The organism is Stenotrophomonas sp. 2YAF26, assembly GCF_052114625.1.
GTDB classification, from domain to species: Bacteria; Pseudomonadota; Gammaproteobacteria; order Xanthomonadales; family Xanthomonadaceae; genus Stenotrophomonas; species Stenotrophomonas indicatrix.
Genome location: NZ_JBFRFC010000011.1, coordinates 222496 through 237680 on the forward strand (window position 1 = coordinate 222496; position 15185 = coordinate 237680).

The window sequence follows — 15185 nt, forward strand, 5'->3', positions numbered from 1 at the left end:
GTCGTGATCGTCTGGAGCCGCCACATGGCTGTAAAGCGCGTCGTCGCCAACATCGCCAGTGCTGATCCTGCGCAGGCGGCCACGTTCTACGGCGACATCCTCGGCATGGACATCGTGATGGACCACGGCTGGATCGTCACCTATGGCGGGCACGGCACTGCGCTGGCACAGCTCAGCGTTGCCAGCGAAGGCGGATCGGGTACGCCGGTGCCGGATCTTTCGATCGAGGTGGACGACCTGGATGATGTACTCGAACGCCTGCGACGGGCGAACATCGCGCTTGAATATGGCCCAGCCGAAGAGCCATGGGGTGTGCGCCGCTTCTACGTGCGTGACCCGTTCGGGCGCCTGCTGAACATCCTCGCCCACCGTTGACCGGCAGAAGACGGCCTGATCGCGCTGCAATGCGGCCGATGCGCAGGCGACTGTAATCACTCAACCCTGCTGGCTGCCATCGGGTTTGCCGGGCATGTCCTGGGCCTGTAGCTGTTGCTGTTGCTGGCGGGCACTGGCATGCCGTGCATGGCCACCTTCACGCCCGATCGCGGCCATGTGCTGACGATCCTGGCTGATCGCTTCACCGCCCTTGCGGCCCGCCACGCGGGCCTCATCCGGGCTGAACTGGTGCGCATTGCCGGATGCGTGTGCGGCGCGTCCGCCTTTCGACGCGATCGCGCGCTGTTTGTCCTCGTCCATCGAGGCGAAGCCACGGTTTCTGCTGCCAGTATGTGAGTTGGCCATTGCCAGTCTCCGGATGTGGAATGGGATGCCGCCATCAGCGACGGCTTCATGCTCCACATCGTGGGCTAACGGCACGTGGACGTGGGCCATATTGGACTCACATGTCCTGCGCATGCGTTTGACAACGGGTTACCGCGCAGGGAGCGCCGAAATCAGCAGCCGGTCACCGCGGCAGACATCGGTGTTGCTGTACAGGATCCGGCGGCCATCGTTGAAGGTGATGCGCAGATCGACGCGGCAACCGGTTCCGCGCAGTGCCACGGTGGCCTGGCCGCCACCTCCCGCGATGGGCTCGGCCAATGCCAAGGCGTGGAATGCGTCGGATTCACTCGCCGCGACTTCCACCGACATGGCAGGTGCATGGGCGCGGTTGATCAGGGTCAGGTAGTGCAGCGGCGCAGCAGGTGCGCTGGCGGCAATGCAGAACAGGCTGGCAGCGAGCAGGGCGCGGGACAGGTGCATGGGCGATCTCCGTTGGGGACATCGCTATCTGGCGGTGGAGGCCACGCGCCCGCAATCGATCCGGGACGAATCGTCGCGACAGCGGGACCAATCGCAATCGGCCATCGCCGCCCTTCATTGCCGGCCACGCTGTGCCTAAGATGGCGCTGGCCCGCTTCGGGCACAGGGACGCATGCGATGAAGATCCGCCTTGGCCATACCCAGATCGACGTGCTGCGTTACCTGCTGCTGTGGCTGGCGGTGGCGTTCGCCTTCACCCTGCAGAGGGTGTTGAGCCACAGCCTGCAGGGCCAGTCATTCCCGTTCGAGGTCTACCTGCGCTGGTCGATGATCCAGTGGTTCACCTGGGCGGCGCTGGCGCCGCTGGTGTTCACTTTGGGCGAACGCTATCCGCTGCAGCCGGAGCGAAGGCTGGCCGGGCTGGGCGTGCAGCTGATGGCCAGCGTGGGGGTGACCGCGCTGGCGATGGTGGTGGGCGCCCTGGTGTCCACCTGGTTCGAGCCCAGCAGCTTTGGCGAGCAGTTGTGGTATTTCATCGCCCAGCATTTCGCGATGGGTCTGCTGACCTACTGGGCCCTGTTCGCGATCCAGCAGGCGCTGCATTTCCAGCAGGAAAAAGTGCGCCGTGAGGTCGAGGCAAGCAGGATGGCGACCGAGCTGGCGCAGTCGCGGTTGCTGGCATTGAAGTCGCAGCTGCAGCCGCATTTCCTGTTCAATACGCTGCACGCAATCATCACCCTGCTGGATGAAGACAAGGCCAGTGCCGAAGACATGCTGCTGCGTCTGAGCGAGCTGCTGCGTGCCTTCCTGGAAGACTACGATGGCCAGGAAATCAGCCTGCGCCAGGAACTGGAGTTGATCGAGCTGTATCTGGGCATCCAGCGCACGCGCTTCAAGGATCGCCTGCACAGCCGCATCTACGTTGCACCGGAACTGCTTGATGGCGCGGTTCCAAGCCTGATCCTGCAACCGCTGGTGGAAAACGCGCTGCGCCATGGCATCGGCCGCAACCTTGGCGAAGACACCATCGAGATCGAGGGCCGCCGCGACGGTGACATGCTGTGCATCGAGGTGCGCAACCAGAACAGCACGCTGCAGCAGCCCGGGGCGCCAGGTGGCCATGGTATCGGCCTGTCCAATACGCGGCTGCGCCTGCGCGAGCTGTATGGCGATGCGGCCGAGGTACGCCTGGACCTGCTCTGGCCGCAGGGTGTGGCCTGCCGGGTGCGGTTGCCACTGCGGATGCTGGACGATGCCGATGACGCTCCCGAGTTTGTCGTGCACGGTAGTGCCACATGAGCCTGAGTGTGCTTGTGGTGGACGACGAGCCGATCGCCCGGCGCGCGGTGACGCGTCTGCTGCACGGCGATGCAGACATCGGCAGTGTGGCCGAGTGCGGTGACGGCGTGTCTGCCGTGGCGGCCATCCGCGCACAGTCACCGGACCTGGTGTTCCTGGATGTGCAGATGCCTGGCATCACCGGTCTGGACGTGCTGGCCACTATCGGTGCCGCGCGGATGCCGGCCACGGTATTCGTCACCGCCTACGAGCAGTACGCGGTACGCGCATTCGAAGCCAACGCCCTGGATTACCTCGTCAAGCCCTTCAGTCGCGAGCGTTTCGCGGCCGCCTTGCTGCGCGCGAAATCCCGGCTGGCCCAGGCCGCCAATGCAGCCGACAACACGCGCCTGCTGCAGGCGCTGGATGTGCTGCGCAGGCGCGAGGATTATCTGCAGCGTATCGCCGTACGTGATGGCGAGGCAGTGCTGCTGCTGGCGGTGCAGGACATCCTCTGGATCCGCGCCAATCGCAATACGGTGCAGCTGCATCTGGCTGATCGCGTACATGAGCTTCGCGAAACGATGAACAGCCTGGCTGAACGGCTCGATCCCAGGCATTTCGCCCGGGTGCATCGCTCGGCCATCGTCAACATCGCACGGGTCAGGACGATCCACCCCTGGTTCAATGGTCATCACGTACTCACCCTGGAGAACGGCCAGCAGCTGCGCATGAGCCGTTACCAGAACGAAGCCTTCCTGCGGCTGGTGTCGGCCCGCTCGGAGGCGTGAGTTCCTGTTGCCCGGTCAAGCGCCGCCGACCTGACGGGGGTGGCATGCAGAATGTCATCGATTCCTATCGCCGATGCCATCGGGCTTGCCTAGAATCAAGGCATCCCGGTAGGTCCCGGGCGCTGTCGAGTGAATGGATTCAATGAAGATTCTGTTGACCGGAAGTTCCGGGCGGATAGGGCGGGCGATCTTCGGTGCGCTGGCCGCTGCCAATGAGGTGGTGGGGCTGGATCGCAGTCCGTTCGCCACCACGCGCGTCATTGCCGATGTCACCGATCGCCGGGCGCTGGAACGCGCCGTGCAGGGGGTCGACGCGGTGATCCACACCGCGGCCCTGCACGCCCCGCACGTGGGCCTGGTACCCGACGCGGTGTTCCAGCAGATCAACGTGGAGGCCACCGCGAACCTGCTGCAGCTGGCGCGCGAAGCCGGCGTGCAGCGCTTCGTGCTGACCAGTACCACGGCGTTGTACGGCCATGCCGTGGTGTCCGGCGGCTGCCGTTGGATCGACGAGGACACCGAGCCGCTGCCGCGCACGATCTACCACCGCACCAAGCTGCAGGCTGAGGCGGCTGCCGAAGCAGCGGCCAGTGCAACATTCACCGTGCGCGTGCTGCGGATGGCACGTTGCTTCCCCGAACCGCCTGACCGCATGGCGATGTTCCGCCTGCACCGTGGTATCGACGCGCGCGACGTGGCCAGCGCGCATGCCGCGCTGCTGCACGATGAAGGCGCGGCCTTCCAGCGTTACCTCGCCTGTGCGCCGACACCCTTCCGGCGCGACGACTGCCTGCAGCTGGCCGCCGATCCGCGCCAGGTGCTGGCGCGCCGCGCACCGCAGCTGCTGGCCGAGTTCGAGCGCCGTGGCTGGCCACTGCCGCTCAGCATTGATCGGGTCTATGACAGCAGCCGGATGCGTGCAGCGCTGGGCTGGCAGCCACGTTTCGGTCCGGAGGACGTGCTGCAGCAGTATGCCGCGGGCAGCATCGAGGTCCTGCCCCGTGCGGAGTGGATCCGCGACCGCGTGGCCGAGTAGCACAGGCGAGCAGCACAGGCGAGCAGCACAGGCCTGCGTCGACGGCCGCAGCTGAGCGGGTTCAGTTTTTGTGCGTGCGGCGAGCCTCAACCTCGCCCGGCCATGGCCGCTAACCCGGTGCGCGCCTTCCCGCGCCGGGTTCCGATCCGGTGGGCAGGCGGCCCGCGCGACGGATCGCGCATCTGCGCGGTGCCCTGGTGGCACCGGTCGACCTGAACTGCCTGCGGATCCTCCCATGTCTTCTTCCCGTTCCGTCGCTGCCCGTCGCCCCGGCAGCATCGCCCACAAGCTGATGCTGGGCACCGCGGTGATCGCGTTGCTGTGCTTCGGCGCGACCGCGTTCCTGATCTATCACCAGGCCAGTTCGGCGCTGGTGTCGTCCTCGCGGCAGACCATGGCCAGCGAAGCCCGTGCCGAGGCGCGGCAGGTGGCTGCCGATCTGGGCACGGCCTTTGCCAGCAACGATGCGATGGTGGAAACGGTGCTGGCCCAGCGTGCGCGCGGTGATGCCCCTGATCGCGCCAGCCTGGCCAATGTCATCGGCGAGCAGTTGCACGCGCATCCGGAATGGCTGGGCAAGAGCACCATGTGGGAGGCCAATGCCTTCGACGGCAAGGACGCCGAGTTCGTCAACAGCGAGGCGCACGACGCCACCGGCCGCTACATGAGCTACTGGGCCTGGCAGGACGGCAAGCCGCAGCAGTCGACGATGACCGACTACACCGAGACGCCCAGCGGCTCGGGCAACTGGTACATGGTGCCCAGCCGCGACAAGCTGCCGCTGGTCAGCGAACCGTATGCCTACGACATCGGCGGCAAGCAGGTGCTGATGAGCACGCTGAGCACGCCGATCGTCGAGAACGGCACCTTCCTCGGTGTCTTCACCGTCGACTTCTCGCTGGACGCGCTGCAGAAGCACCTGGCCACGCTGACGCCGATGGTCGCCGGCCGCGTCGAACTGCTGTCGCCGAAGGGCGTGGTGCTGGCCTCGGCCGATGCCGCCGAGATCGGCAAGCCGCGTACCGATGCCGCCACCCTCGGCATGCTGGCGCAGATCGCCGCCGACAAGACCTACGAAGCGTTCGAGCCCGACGCTGCCGGCAACGTCCGCCTGTACGTGCCGCTGCAGGTCGGTGACGCGCCGCAGCGTTTCGCGCTGGGCGTGGTGGTGCCGCATGCGGTGATCATCGCGCAGGCCCGCGAGCTGCTGTGGATCATCCTGCTGGTGGGTGTGGTGGCTGCGCTGGTACTTAGTGGCGGTGTCTACCTGCTGCTGCAGCGCCTGGCCGTGCGACCGCTGGCGCAGGCGGTGCGTATCGCCGGCGACGTGGCTGCGGGCAAGCTGGATACTGCCATGCCGGCGCTGGGCAACGATGAAGTCGGCCGCCTGCTGGACGCCATGCAGGGCATGCGTGGCCAGCTGCAGGCGGTGATGGCCGCACAGGCGGAGATGGCGCGCCGCCATGATGCCGGTGAAATCAGCTACCGCATGGATGCCTCGGTGTTCCCGGGCGAATATGGCCGCATGGTGGCCGACAGCAACCAGCTGGTGGCCGACAGCAATACGGTCACCCAGCGCCTGGTCGAGGTGATGCAGCGCTACGCGGTGGGCGACCTGAGCGTGGACATGGACGCACTGCCGGGCGAAAAGGCGGTTTTCACCGCTGCCATGGCAACCACCAAGACCAACCTGGCGGCGATCAACGAACAGATCCAGCAGCTGGCCGCTGCGGCGGCGGCAGGCGATTTCGCGGTGCGTGGCGATGCCCAGCGCTTCGAGCATGACTTCCGCCGCATGGTGGAAACGCTCAACACCATGATGCAGGTCAGCGACCAGAACCTGGCTGCGCTGTCGACGCTGCTGCGCGCCATCGCCGCCGGTGACCTGAGTACACGGATGGAGGGTGACTTCCACGGCGTGTTCGCGGTGATGCGCGACGATGCCAACAGCACCGTGCAGCAGTTGACCCAGATCGTCGGCCAGATCCAGCAGTCTGCATCCAGCATCCGCCTGGCCGCAGGCGAGATCGCGTCGGGCAACAGCGACCTGTCACGCCGTACCGAGCAGCAGGCGGCCAACCTGGAAGAGACCGCCGCGTCGATGGAGGAACTGACCTCCACCGTGCGCCAGAACGCCGATCATGCCCTTCAGGCCAACAAGCTGGCGGCCTCGGCCGCAGGCGTTGCCAGCGAAGGCGGGCAGGTGGTCAGCCAGGTGGTGCAGACCATGGAGCAGATCGAGACCTCTTCGCAGCGCATTGCCGAGATCATCTCGGTGATCGATGGCATCGCTTTCCAGACCAACATCCTGGCCTTGAACGCGGCGGTGGAAGCGGCGCGCGCCGGTGAACAGGGCCGTGGCTTTGCGGTGGTCGCCAGCGAAGTGCGCGCGCTGGCACAGCGCTCGGCGGGCGCGGCCAAGGAGATCAAGGAGCTGATCGACGCCTCGGTCGGCCATGTCGGCGCCGGCGCGCAGCTGGTGCACGGTGCGGGCCGCACGATGCAGGAGATCGTCGGCCAGGTCGGCCGGGTCAACGAGATCATGGCCGAGATTTCGGCCGCCTCGCGCGAGCAGTCGGCCGGTATCGAGCAGGTCAACCAGACCGTGGTGCAGATGGACGAGACCACCCAGCAGAATGCTGCGCTGGTGGAAGAAGCCACCGCTGCGGCGCGGGCGATGGAAGAACAGGCCGAGCAGCTGGCGGTGGCGGTGTCCCGCTTCCGCCTGCAGGCCGACACCCGACCGGCTGCCGCGTTGCGCGCCGCCTGAGCCGGGGCATGAACGACGACGCCCGGCCAAGGCCGGGCGTCGATGTGCCACTGCGTACGTGGTGCGCTGGGCTTAGAACATGCCTTCGAAGGGGTTCCAGCTGGTGTTGCCCTTCACCTGTTCCAGGTAGTAGCTGTAGTTGGTGCTCGAGGCGACCAGGAAGTTCATTGCGATGAACAGTGCGCGGGCCACGATGTCCGGCAGCACCAGGCTGACCGCGATCAGCACGATGTTGATGCCGATCACCACCAGCGCCTTGCGCCACATGCCCAGGATGAACAGATAGATCGCGCCGAAGAAGAAGGCGAAGAAGTTCAGGTTGATCTTCAGGCGGTCGCCGAAGGACAGCGCCTTCCAGGCCTGCTTGAAGCCGGGCTCCTTGGGAGCGCCGTGCTGCTGGAAGAAGTTGAAGCGGAACTGCCACTTCGGGCTGAAGCGGGTCAGGTCAACGGTGTTCATTTATAGGGACTTCCCTGTTAGGAAAACGTTTTCATGATAAGTGAGTCACATTCAGCAAACCAGCTTGGAGCGTCAAAAATGTGACGTTCCTACGGCAAAGGGCTTGCGTCCCGGCGCCGCACCGTCACCCATCCGCCTTGTTTTTAGGATAGGGTGCGCAGTTCCGCTGCCACCCCGGTTGTTCACGGGTAGCAGCGGTATGTCCATGGAGGTTGCATGACCACACCAGCTACACCGGAAAACGCACCCGGACCGGTGCTCCTGCCGACACCCGAAGTGGTGCAGGCACAACAACTGCTCGCCCGCCAGCAACTGGCGGTGGCGATGGACCGTGCACGCATCGCGGCCAGCCGCGACGCTGCAACGGCTGTACTGGAAAACGACTGAGCCTGGAAAAAGCCGCCACGATCGCGCTGGCCTGCTGCCAGCGCGATCGCAGTGCGCATCAGAAGCGCGCGGTCATGCTGAGGAAGTAGCTGCGGCCGGCGACGAAGTAGTCGGTGGCGCCGTCGGCGTACAGCTTCTTGTCGGCCAGGTTGCTGACGCCGCCACGCAGGGTCAGTACATCGTTGACGTTCCAGGCCGCGGTCAGGTCATACAGCGTGTAGGCCTTCAGGAAGGTGCTGACCACGCCGGTCTGCTTGCCGGTGTACTGCGCCGACAGGCTGCTGGAGAACACCGTGTTCGGCGTCCAGTCCAACGACGAATAGCCTGAGAACTCCGGGGTGTCGATCAGGTTGCGGCCAGTGGTCAGGTTCTTGGCTTCCTTCATCCAGGTCGCCGACGTGCGCCAGCGCCAGTGATCGCCGAAGCGGAAGTTGAGGTTGCCTTCCATGCCGCTGGTGCGCGCGCGCTGCACGTTGCTCATGCGCGTCCACCAGTAGCCGTTGAAGAAGCCCAGCGCTTCATACTCGATCTTGTTCCTGAAGTCGGTATGGAAGTAGGTCAGGCCGGCGTCGACCAGATCGTTGTCGAAGCTGACGCCGATCTCGCGGTTGGTGCTGGTTTCCGGGTCCAGGTCCGGATTACCGGCCATGTAGCAGCCGCCACGCACGTAGCCGAGCGGATACAGCGAGGTGCAGCCGCGTCCGCCGGACTGGGTCGCCGCGCTGGGCGAATTCTCGGTCAGGCTCGGCGCGCGGAACCCCTTGGACACGCCGCCACGGATCGTCCACTGCTCGCTCGGGTGCCAGACCAGGTAAGCACGCGGACTGACATGGCTGCCGAACTGTTCATGGTGGTCCAGGCGCGCGCCCAGGGTCAGTGCCAGGGTGCGGTGCAGCTTCAGCTCGTCTTCGACGAACAGCGCCCAGGTGTCCACTTCCAGGCTGGAGCCGACCACCGGGTTGCCGGCGTAGTCAATTGGTGCCTGGCCGATGGTGTCGGTGTTGGTCAGCTCCTGCCGCTTCCACTGGCCGCCCACCGCGAACTGGTGGTCCACGCCCAGGGTGAAGGGCGTGCTCAGGCTGCCTTCGATGATCGTATCGGTTGCCTCGGAGCGACCGGTGGCGCCGATGTCGTTCTTGTACTCGGTCCAGTACGCGCTGAGCTTGGAGGTGCCGAACTCCCACTTGCCGTCGTGGTTCAGCGCCAGCGAACTGCGCTTGAGCTCACTGGCACCCCATGCGCCCTCGTCCTGCTTTTCCAGCGCCTGGGCGATGAAGGCCTGCTGCACGCCGTGGCCAGCTTCCAGCGACACCTCCTGTGCCTCGCTCAGCTTCCACTGCAGCAGCGCGTCGACATTGCGGTCCTTCTCACCGGCGTAGGCGTTGCCGTACACGCCGCCGTTGGAGCGGTCCGAGTCGCGGCGCATGCTGTTGGCACCGATGCGCAGGCCGAAGCGCTCGCCCAGCGGGCCGGAGAAGGTCGCGCCGATCTGCTGGGTATCGCCACGGTCGCCATCCTGCGGCCGGGTGTAGCTGTGGGTCGCGCTGCCGTTCCAGCTGTCACCGATGCGCTTGGTGATGATGTTGATCACCCCGCCCATCGCGTCCGAGCCATACAGCGAGGACATCGGGCCGCGCACTACTTCGATGCGTTCGATCTGGTCGGGGGAAATCCAGTTCAGGTCCTGGCGGCCCAGGTCGGGGCGATAGTTGGTCGAGGCCGAGCTGCCCATGCGCTTCCCGTCCACCAGTACCAGCGTGTAGTTGGACGGCATGCCGCGCAGCTTGATCTTGGACTGCTCGCCAATGGCGCTGAGCCCACCGGTCACGCCCGGAATACGGCTGAGCAGGGTGGCCAGGTCGTGCACCGGCTGGCGTTCGATGTCTTCGCGGCTGATCACGCTGATGCTGGCCGGGGCATCCTTGATCCACTGCTGGTTGCCTGAGGCGGTGACCACCACGGTATCCAGGTCCTTGGTCGAGGCATCGGCGCTGGCTTCAGCGGCGGCAAGGGCAGGCAGGGTCAGCAGGCAGGCGACGGCCAAGGCGCTGGCCAAGCGGGTGCGCGACGGGCGCGCGGAACGAAGAGGGGACATGACGGCTTCCAAGGGAGAGGAGAGACCCGGTGGAAGCAGCAGGCGCACGCAGACAGCAGGCAGCCACCCCTTCCCTGGGTCGTCGGGCGCGCGGAAGGTCCGGCGCAGCTGGGTGGGTCCGGTGCGCGGAGCGCGGCGACCTGCCTGGTTAACGGAATGATAACCGTTCTCGTTTGTTACGATCCAGTATTTTCCGGGATGGATCGACACCCGCGGGGCGCACGGCGTGGTTCGCCTGCTGATTGCTGAATGGGGAGATTTACCGGCGTAGACCTTCGCACCCGGCTTACATTCGGGGCCATAGACTGGGCCGCATTTTTCGATTCCGCCCCGTTGGAGATCGTGTGGGTTCTGGTAGTGACAGACAGCGACTGCGCGGCATGACGCCGTGGCAGACAGGACAAGTGCGGACGCCGGGAATGCGTGCCAGGAACCTTGGTGCATGCAGCCTGGCCGGGACGGCCGGTCCTGCGGCCTGCAGGGAGTAGGCGGCCATGGGGAGTGAAACCATCGACGCGGAACCGGTCACGGCCGGTCCTGACGCGGGCTGGGCCCTGCTGCCGGCCGAAGCACCGCTGGTGATGCCCGAACAGACGCTGCGGCAAGGCACGCTGAAGGTCCGCCGCCATCGCACCTCGCCGCGCATGATCGGCCTGCGTCGCCTGTACATCCTTGGCGGCACGGTGGCGATGACCGCCGTGGCCACCCGGATGATGTGGCGGGTGCTGTCCGGCAACGGCATCAGCGTTCTGGAGGCCTGCCTGCTGGTGCTGTTCGTCGGCCTGTTCGCCTGGATCGCGCTGTCCTTCGCCAGTGCGGTGGCCGGCTTCCTGACGGCCGTGTTCGACCGGGGCTACCGTCTGGGCATCGATCCGGACAAGCCGCTGCCCACCGTGCACAGCCGCACCGCGCTGCTGATGCCCACTTACAACGAAGACCCGCGCCGGTTGCTGGCCGGCCTGCGCGCGATCTACGAATCGGTGGCGGCCACTGGCCAGTTGCAGCGTTTCGATTTCTTCGTGCTCAGCGATACCCGCCGCGAGGACATCGCGCGTGCCGAAGAACAGGTGTTCGCCGAACTGCGCGAGCTGGTGCCCGATGGGCGTGCGCGACTGTTCTATCGCCGCCGTGGCGACAACAGCGCGCGCAAGGCCGGCAACATCGCCGACTGGGTACGCCGTTTCGGCGGTGCCTACCCGCAGATGCTGATCCTGGATGCCGACAGCCTGATGACCGGTGACAGCATCGTGCGCCTGGTCGCCGGCATGGAGCACAACGCCGACGTCGGCCTGATCCAGACCCTGCCGTCGGTGATCGGCGGCCGCACCCTGTTCTCGCGCATGCAGCAGTTCGGCGGGCGCGTGTACGGGCCGGTGATCGCCCGTGGCGTGGCCTGGTGGCACGGTGCCGAAAGCAATTACTGGGGGCACAACGCGATCATCCGCACCCGTGCCTTCGCCGACCACGCTGGCCTGCCGGAGCTGCCGGGGCGCAAGCCGTTCGGCGGCCACGTGCTCAGCCATGATTTCGTGGAAGCGGCGCTGATGCGCCGTGGTGGCTGGGCCGCGCACATGGTGCCCTACCTGGGCGGCAGCTACGAGGAAGGCCCGCCGACGTTGACGGACCTGCTGGTGCGCGATCGCCGCTGGTGCCAGGGCAACCTGCAGCACGGCAAGGTGGTGGGCAGCCGTGGCCTGCACTGGATCAGCCGCGTGCACATGCTGATCGGCATCGGCCATTACTTCACCGCACCGATGTGGGCGATGCTGATGCTGATCGGCATCGCCATCCCGCTGTTCCAGGAAGGCATCGATTTCAACGCCCTGCTGCACCTGTCGCCCAGCGTGTACTGGCGTGCGCAGGATGAAGAACAGGTGGTGCGCCTGTTCGCCGCCACCATGGCGGTGCTGCTGATGCCCAAGGTGCTGGGTTACTTTGCGATGCTGCTCGATCCGGTTGAACGCCGTGGCTGTGGTGGCGCGATCCGGGCGTTCCTGTCGATGCTGGTGGAAACCGTGCTGGCCGCGCTGATGGCGCCGGTGGTGATGTACGTGCAGTCGCGCGGTGTGGCCGAAGTGCTGTCCGGCCGCGACTCGGGCTGGGATGCACAGCAGCGTGACGACGGTGGCATCTCGTGGATTTCGCTGGTGCGCGGCTACGGCGGCCTGGGCGTGTTTGGCGCCTTCATGGGCGTGCTGGCGTGGGCGGTGTCGCCGTCGCTGGCGGCCTGGATGGCGCCGGTGGTGATCGGCATGGTGCTGGCGGTGCCGGTGGTGGCCCTGACCTCGCTGCGCGGGCCGGGTGCCTTCCTGCATCGCCTTGGCCTGCTCGACATCCCTGAAGAGAACATCCCGCCGCCGGTGCTGGTGCGCGCCGCACAGCTGCGCCGGGAAGCGGCCGAGCAACCGCCGCTGTACTGATCGCACCGTGCCAGCGGCATAATGCGGCTTGAACGTACAGGAGCCGCAACATGCTGCAAACGGTGGAACAGGAAACCGGCACCTCGCCGCAGTGGTCGGTGATCTGGCTGCACGGCCTCGGTGCCGACGGCCATGATTTCGCGCCGATCGTGCCCGAACTGGTGCGTCCGCACTGGCCGGCGCTGCGCTTCGTGTTCCCGCACGCACCGGTGCGGCCGATCACGATCAACAACGGCGTGCCGATGCGTGGCTGGTACGACATCGTTGGCATGGACTTCCGTTCGCGCGCCGACATGACCGGCGTGCAGGAGTCGGTGGCGCAGCTGGATGCGCTGATCGCCCGCGAGATCGAACGCGGTGTCGCCGCCGATCACATCTTCCTGGCCGGCTTTTCGCAGGGCGGGGCGGTGATCCTCAGCGCCGCGCTGGCACGCACTGCACCCTTGGCCGGCCTGATCGCACTGTCGACCTACCTGCCGGATGCCGAAAGCGCGTCGCGCGTCGATGGCGCGGTGGACGTGCCGGTGTTCATGGCCCACGGCAGCAGCGACCCGGTGATCCCGCAGGCAGTGGCCGCGCACAGCGCCGAGACGTTGCGCACGCTCGGGCTCGACGTGCAGTGGCACAGCTACCCGATGGCCCACCAGGTCTGCGCCGAGGAAATCGACGCGTTGGGCGACTGGCTGCAGGCACGCCTGGGCGTCGCCTGACCCATGGCCGCAAGCGCTGCCACCCCGTGGATGCCGGAACTGTGCCGCTTGCCGCGGTTGGCAGCGATGCTCGGCCTGGCCGAACTGGTGGTGGTGGTGCTGGCATTGGCGCCCGATGGCAGCCGCCACTGGACGATGGGTGAACTGGCCTCGGCCAGTGGTTTCGCGCTGTGGCTGGCGCTGGCGGTTACCGCCAGCCTGTGCCTGCTGCGGCAGGCGCTGTCGAAGCTGCCGGAAACGCTGGGCGCCGTCGCCGCCGTCGGCCTGGCCGCGCTGATCGCCATCCTGTGCGCGGGCATCATCCACGCCCTGTATGCCGTGCTGGGCGACAACTTCGCGCGCGGCATCGGCTTCTGGCGCTTCACCCTGGGCAGCGCGGCTACCACGGCGCTGATCACCGCGTTGGCGCTGCGCTACTTCTATGTCAGCGACCGCTGGGCGGCGCAGGTGCAGGCCAATGCCCGCGCGCAGGCTGACGCTCTGCAGGCGCGCATCCGCCCGCACTTCCTGTTCAACAGCATGAACCTGATCGCCAGCCTGCTGCATCGCGACCCGGCGGTGGCCGAGCGTGCCGTGCTCGACCTGTCCGATCTGTTCCGCGCCGCGCTGGGGGCGGGCGAAGGCGATTCGACCCTGCGCGATGAGTGCGAACTGGCCGAGCGCTATCTGTCGATTGAATCGCTGCGCCTGGGCGACCGCCTGCGGGTGAACTGGCAGCGCGATGAACCCCTGCCCTGGGACCTGCCGATGCCGCGGCTGGTGCTGCAGCCCCTGGTGGAAAACGCGGTGCTGCACGGCATCTCGCGCCTGCCCGAAGGTGGCACCATCGAACTGCATCTGGCCTGTGTGGGCAGCGAGCTGCAGATCCGCGTACGCAATCCTGCACCGGATCCGCAGGTGCCCGGGCTGGCCCTGGCGCAGGGAGCAGGCCACGCCCAGCACAGCATCGGCCATCGCCTGACCTGGCGCTTTGGCCGCGCCGCGCGGATGACGGCTGGCTGGAGCGAGGGCTACTATGCCTGTCAGGTGACGGTGCCGATCCAGTGAGGGGACGATCGTGAGGGTAGTCATCGCCGATGACGAACCGCTGGCGCGCGAGCGCCTGCGCAGCCTGTTGGCCGCGCAGGAAGGGGTGGACGTAGTGGCCGAGGCCGGCAACGGCGAGCAGGCCCTGCACGCGTGCGCCGAACTGCAGCCGGACCTGGTGCTGCTGGATATCGCCATGCCCGGCCTGGACGGGCTGGAAGCGGCCCGCCATCTGGCCAGTTTCGAGCCGAGGCCGGCCGTGGTGTTCTGCACCGCCTACGATGCGCACGCGCTGTCGGCGTTCGAGGCAGCGGCCATCGATTACCTGATGAAGCCGGTGCGCGCCGAGCGGCTGGCGGCGGCGATCGCGCGTGCCCGCACCTTCCTGGCCGGCCGTGATGGGCAACCCCAGCACACCGGCGGCCAGGCCCGCAGCATGCTGTGTGCCCGCCTGCGGGGCAGCCTGCGATTGATTCCGCTGGACGATATCCACTATCTGCAGGCCGAAGAAAAGTACGTGGTGGTGCATCACGCGCGTGGCGAGGACCTGATCGAGGAATCGTTGAAGTCGCTGGAGGAAGAGTTCGCCAGCCGCTTCGTGCGCATCCATCGCAACTGCCTGGTGGCGCGCCACGAACTGGTGGAACTGCGTCGTGGCAGTGGTGGCCAGGTGCAGGCGGTGCTGCGGCATGGCAAGCAGCCGCTGGAAGTGAGCCGGCGCTGCGTGGCGACGCTGAAGCAGGAATTGCGGCATCTGTGAGGTTACGCGCGGCCTGCGGCCGCGACTGCTTCGACAGCAACAGCAACAGCAACAGCGGGTTGGTCGGCTCTGTGTTGTTGCGTGTTGGGTGAGGCGGGATGGGCGGGCGGGACACGCCGTAAACCCATCCATGGGGGCTCGATGGCGCCATCCATGGCGCCAACGGTCCCGCCCGCCCACCCCGCCTCGCCCTCGCGAATTTCCCGGTGACGGACAGCAAGAGCGTTGGTGTTATCGGGTGGGGAAAGAG

General features: G+C 66.7%; 14 protein-coding genes. 10 read left to right on the forward strand and 4 right to left on the reverse strand.

The window, feature by feature from the left end; genetic code table 11:
• Positions 1 to 24: 24 nt before the first annotated feature.
• Positions 25 to 375: a VOC family protein gene (locus AB4Y98_RS13700; protein ID WP_363731443.1), complete on the forward strand. Its 351-nt coding sequence runs from the start codon at positions 25 to 27 to the stop codon at positions 373 to 375.
• Positions 376 to 435: 60 nt separating this feature from the next.
• Here the strand turns inward: AB4Y98_RS13700 and AB4Y98_RS13705 are convergent, their stop codons facing one another.
• Together AB4Y98_RS13705 and AB4Y98_RS13710 are read right to left on the reverse strand one after the other, a co-directional pair.
• Complete coding sequence (locus AB4Y98_RS13705; protein WP_442244530.1) at positions 436 to 741, reverse strand: KGG domain-containing protein; 306 nt, start codon at positions 739 to 741, stop codon at positions 436 to 438.
• 129 nt (positions 742 to 870) lie between these two features.
• Positions 871 to 1203, reverse strand: coding sequence for a hypothetical protein (locus tag AB4Y98_RS13710; RefSeq protein WP_312106896.1), 333 nt, complete (start codon positions 1201 to 1203; stop codon positions 871 to 873).
• 177 nt (positions 1204 to 1380) lie between these two features.
• Between AB4Y98_RS13710 and AB4Y98_RS13715 the strand changes: the two genes are divergently transcribed.
• From AB4Y98_RS13715 to AB4Y98_RS13730, 4 genes are all read left to right on the forward strand, one after another.
• Positions 1381 to 2502 (forward strand): sensor histidine kinase, encoded by a 1122-nt coding sequence (locus AB4Y98_RS13715; protein ID WP_363731446.1) that lies wholly within the window; start codon positions 1381 to 1383, stop codon positions 2500 to 2502.
• Positions 2499 to 3272, forward strand: a complete 774-nt coding sequence (locus AB4Y98_RS13720; RefSeq protein ID WP_363731448.1) for a LytR/AlgR family response regulator transcription factor — start codon at positions 2499 to 2501, stop codon at positions 3270 to 3272. The genes AB4Y98_RS13715 and AB4Y98_RS13720 overlap by 4 nt, the downstream gene beginning before the upstream one ends.
• Positions 3273 to 3414: 142 nt before the next feature.
• A complete protein-coding gene (locus AB4Y98_RS13725) occupies positions 3415 to 4308 on the forward strand; it encodes an NAD-dependent epimerase/dehydratase family protein (protein WP_033832283.1) in 894 nt (297 codons plus the stop codon).
• 235 nt (positions 4309 to 4543) lie between these two features.
• A complete protein-coding gene (locus tag AB4Y98_RS13730) occupies positions 4544 to 7078 on the forward strand; it encodes a methyl-accepting chemotaxis protein (RefSeq protein WP_442244526.1) in 2535 nt (844 codons plus the stop codon).
• A 72-nt stretch (positions 7079 to 7150) separates the two neighbouring features.
• Here AB4Y98_RS13730 and AB4Y98_RS13735 read toward each other — a convergent pair whose 3' ends face one another.
• Positions 7151 to 7537, reverse strand: coding sequence for a DUF2628 domain-containing protein (locus AB4Y98_RS13735; RefSeq protein WP_025879013.1), 387 nt, complete (start codon positions 7535 to 7537; stop codon positions 7151 to 7153).
• A gap of 216 nt (positions 7538 to 7753) precedes the next feature.
• Here AB4Y98_RS13735 and AB4Y98_RS13740 point away from each other — a divergent pair, with 216 nt between their 5' ends.
• The gene (locus tag AB4Y98_RS13740; protein WP_165933884.1) at positions 7754 to 7924 is read left to right on the forward strand and encodes a hypothetical protein; all 171 of its coding nucleotides are present in this window, start codon (positions 7754 to 7756) and stop codon (positions 7922 to 7924) included.
• A 58-nt stretch (positions 7925 to 7982) separates the two neighbouring features.
• Here AB4Y98_RS13740 and AB4Y98_RS13745 read toward each other — a convergent pair whose 3' ends face one another.
• Positions 7983 to 10019: a TonB-dependent receptor domain-containing protein gene (locus AB4Y98_RS13745; protein ID WP_428703905.1), complete on the reverse strand. Its 2037-nt coding sequence runs from the start codon at positions 10017 to 10019 to the stop codon at positions 7983 to 7985.
• A 494-nt stretch (positions 10020 to 10513) separates the two neighbouring features.
• On the opposite strand from AB4Y98_RS13745, the gene mdoH reads away from it, so the two are divergent.
• The 4 genes from mdoH to AB4Y98_RS13765 are packed head-to-tail and all read left to right on the forward strand — an operon-like array spanning position 10514 to position 14935.
• The gene (mdoH, locus tag AB4Y98_RS13750) at positions 10514 to 12439 is read left to right on the forward strand and encodes a glucans biosynthesis glucosyltransferase MdoH (RefSeq protein WP_442244527.1); all 1926 of its coding nucleotides are present in this window, start codon (positions 10514 to 10516) and stop codon (positions 12437 to 12439) included.
• A 50-nt stretch (positions 12440 to 12489) separates the two neighbouring features.
• Positions 12490 to 13149 carry an alpha/beta hydrolase gene (locus AB4Y98_RS13755; protein ID WP_442244528.1) on the forward strand — a complete coding sequence of 220 codons (660 nt, stop codon included), beginning with the start codon at positions 12490 to 12492 and terminating at the stop codon, positions 13147 to 13149.
• Between the two features lie 30 nt (positions 13150 to 13179).
• Positions 13180 to 14196: a sensor histidine kinase gene (locus AB4Y98_RS13760; RefSeq protein ID WP_442244531.1), complete on the forward strand. Its 1017-nt coding sequence runs from the start codon at positions 13180 to 13182 to the stop codon at positions 14194 to 14196.
• Positions 14197 to 14206: 10 nt separating this feature from the next.
• Positions 14207 to 14935, forward strand: coding sequence for a LytR/AlgR family response regulator transcription factor (locus AB4Y98_RS13765; protein ID WP_025879008.1), 729 nt, complete (start codon positions 14207 to 14209; stop codon positions 14933 to 14935).
• Positions 14936 to 15185 lie beyond the last annotated feature (250 nt).

Excerpts from the sequence above, each read along its gene's own strand:
- AB4Y98_RS13700 (WP_363731443.1), top strand. The coding sequence starts at position 25 with ATGGCTGTAAAGCGCGTCGTCGCCAACATCGCCAGTGCTGATCCTGCG.
- AB4Y98_RS13705 (WP_442244530.1), bottom strand. The coding sequence starts at position 741 with ATGGCCAACTCACATACTGGCAGCAGAAACCGTGGCTTCGCCTCGATG.
- AB4Y98_RS13710 (WP_312106896.1), bottom strand. The coding sequence starts at position 1,203 with ATGCACCTGTCCCGCGCCCTGCTCGCTGCCAGCCTGTTCTGCATTGCC.
- AB4Y98_RS13715 (WP_363731446.1), top strand. The coding sequence starts at position 1,381 with ATGAAGATCCGCCTTGGCCATACCCAGATCGACGTGCTGCGTTACCTG.
- AB4Y98_RS13720 (WP_363731448.1), top strand. The coding sequence starts at position 2,499 with ATGAGCCTGAGTGTGCTTGTGGTGGACGACGAGCCGATCGCCCGGCGC.
- AB4Y98_RS13725 (WP_033832283.1), top strand. The coding sequence starts at position 3,415 with ATGAAGATTCTGTTGACCGGAAGTTCCGGGCGGATAGGGCGGGCGATC.
- AB4Y98_RS13730 (WP_442244526.1), top strand. The coding sequence starts at position 4,544 with ATGTCTTCTTCCCGTTCCGTCGCTGCCCGTCGCCCCGGCAGCATCGCC.
- AB4Y98_RS13735 (WP_025879013.1), bottom strand. The coding sequence starts at position 7,537 with ATGAACACCGTTGACCTGACCCGCTTCAGCCCGAAGTGGCAGTTCCGC.
- AB4Y98_RS13740 (WP_165933884.1), top strand. The coding sequence starts at position 7,754 with ATGACCACACCAGCTACACCGGAAAACGCACCCGGACCGGTGCTCCTG.
- AB4Y98_RS13745 (WP_428703905.1), bottom strand. The coding sequence starts at position 10,019 with ATGTCCCCTCTTCGTTCCGCGCGCCCGTCGCGCACCCGCTTGGCCAGC.
- mdoH (WP_442244527.1), top strand. The coding sequence starts at position 10,514 with ATGGGGAGTGAAACCATCGACGCGGAACCGGTCACGGCCGGTCCTGAC.
- AB4Y98_RS13755 (WP_442244528.1), top strand. The coding sequence starts at position 12,490 with ATGCTGCAAACGGTGGAACAGGAAACCGGCACCTCGCCGCAGTGGTCG.
- AB4Y98_RS13760 (WP_442244531.1), top strand. The coding sequence starts at position 13,180 with ATGCCGGAACTGTGCCGCTTGCCGCGGTTGGCAGCGATGCTCGGCCTG.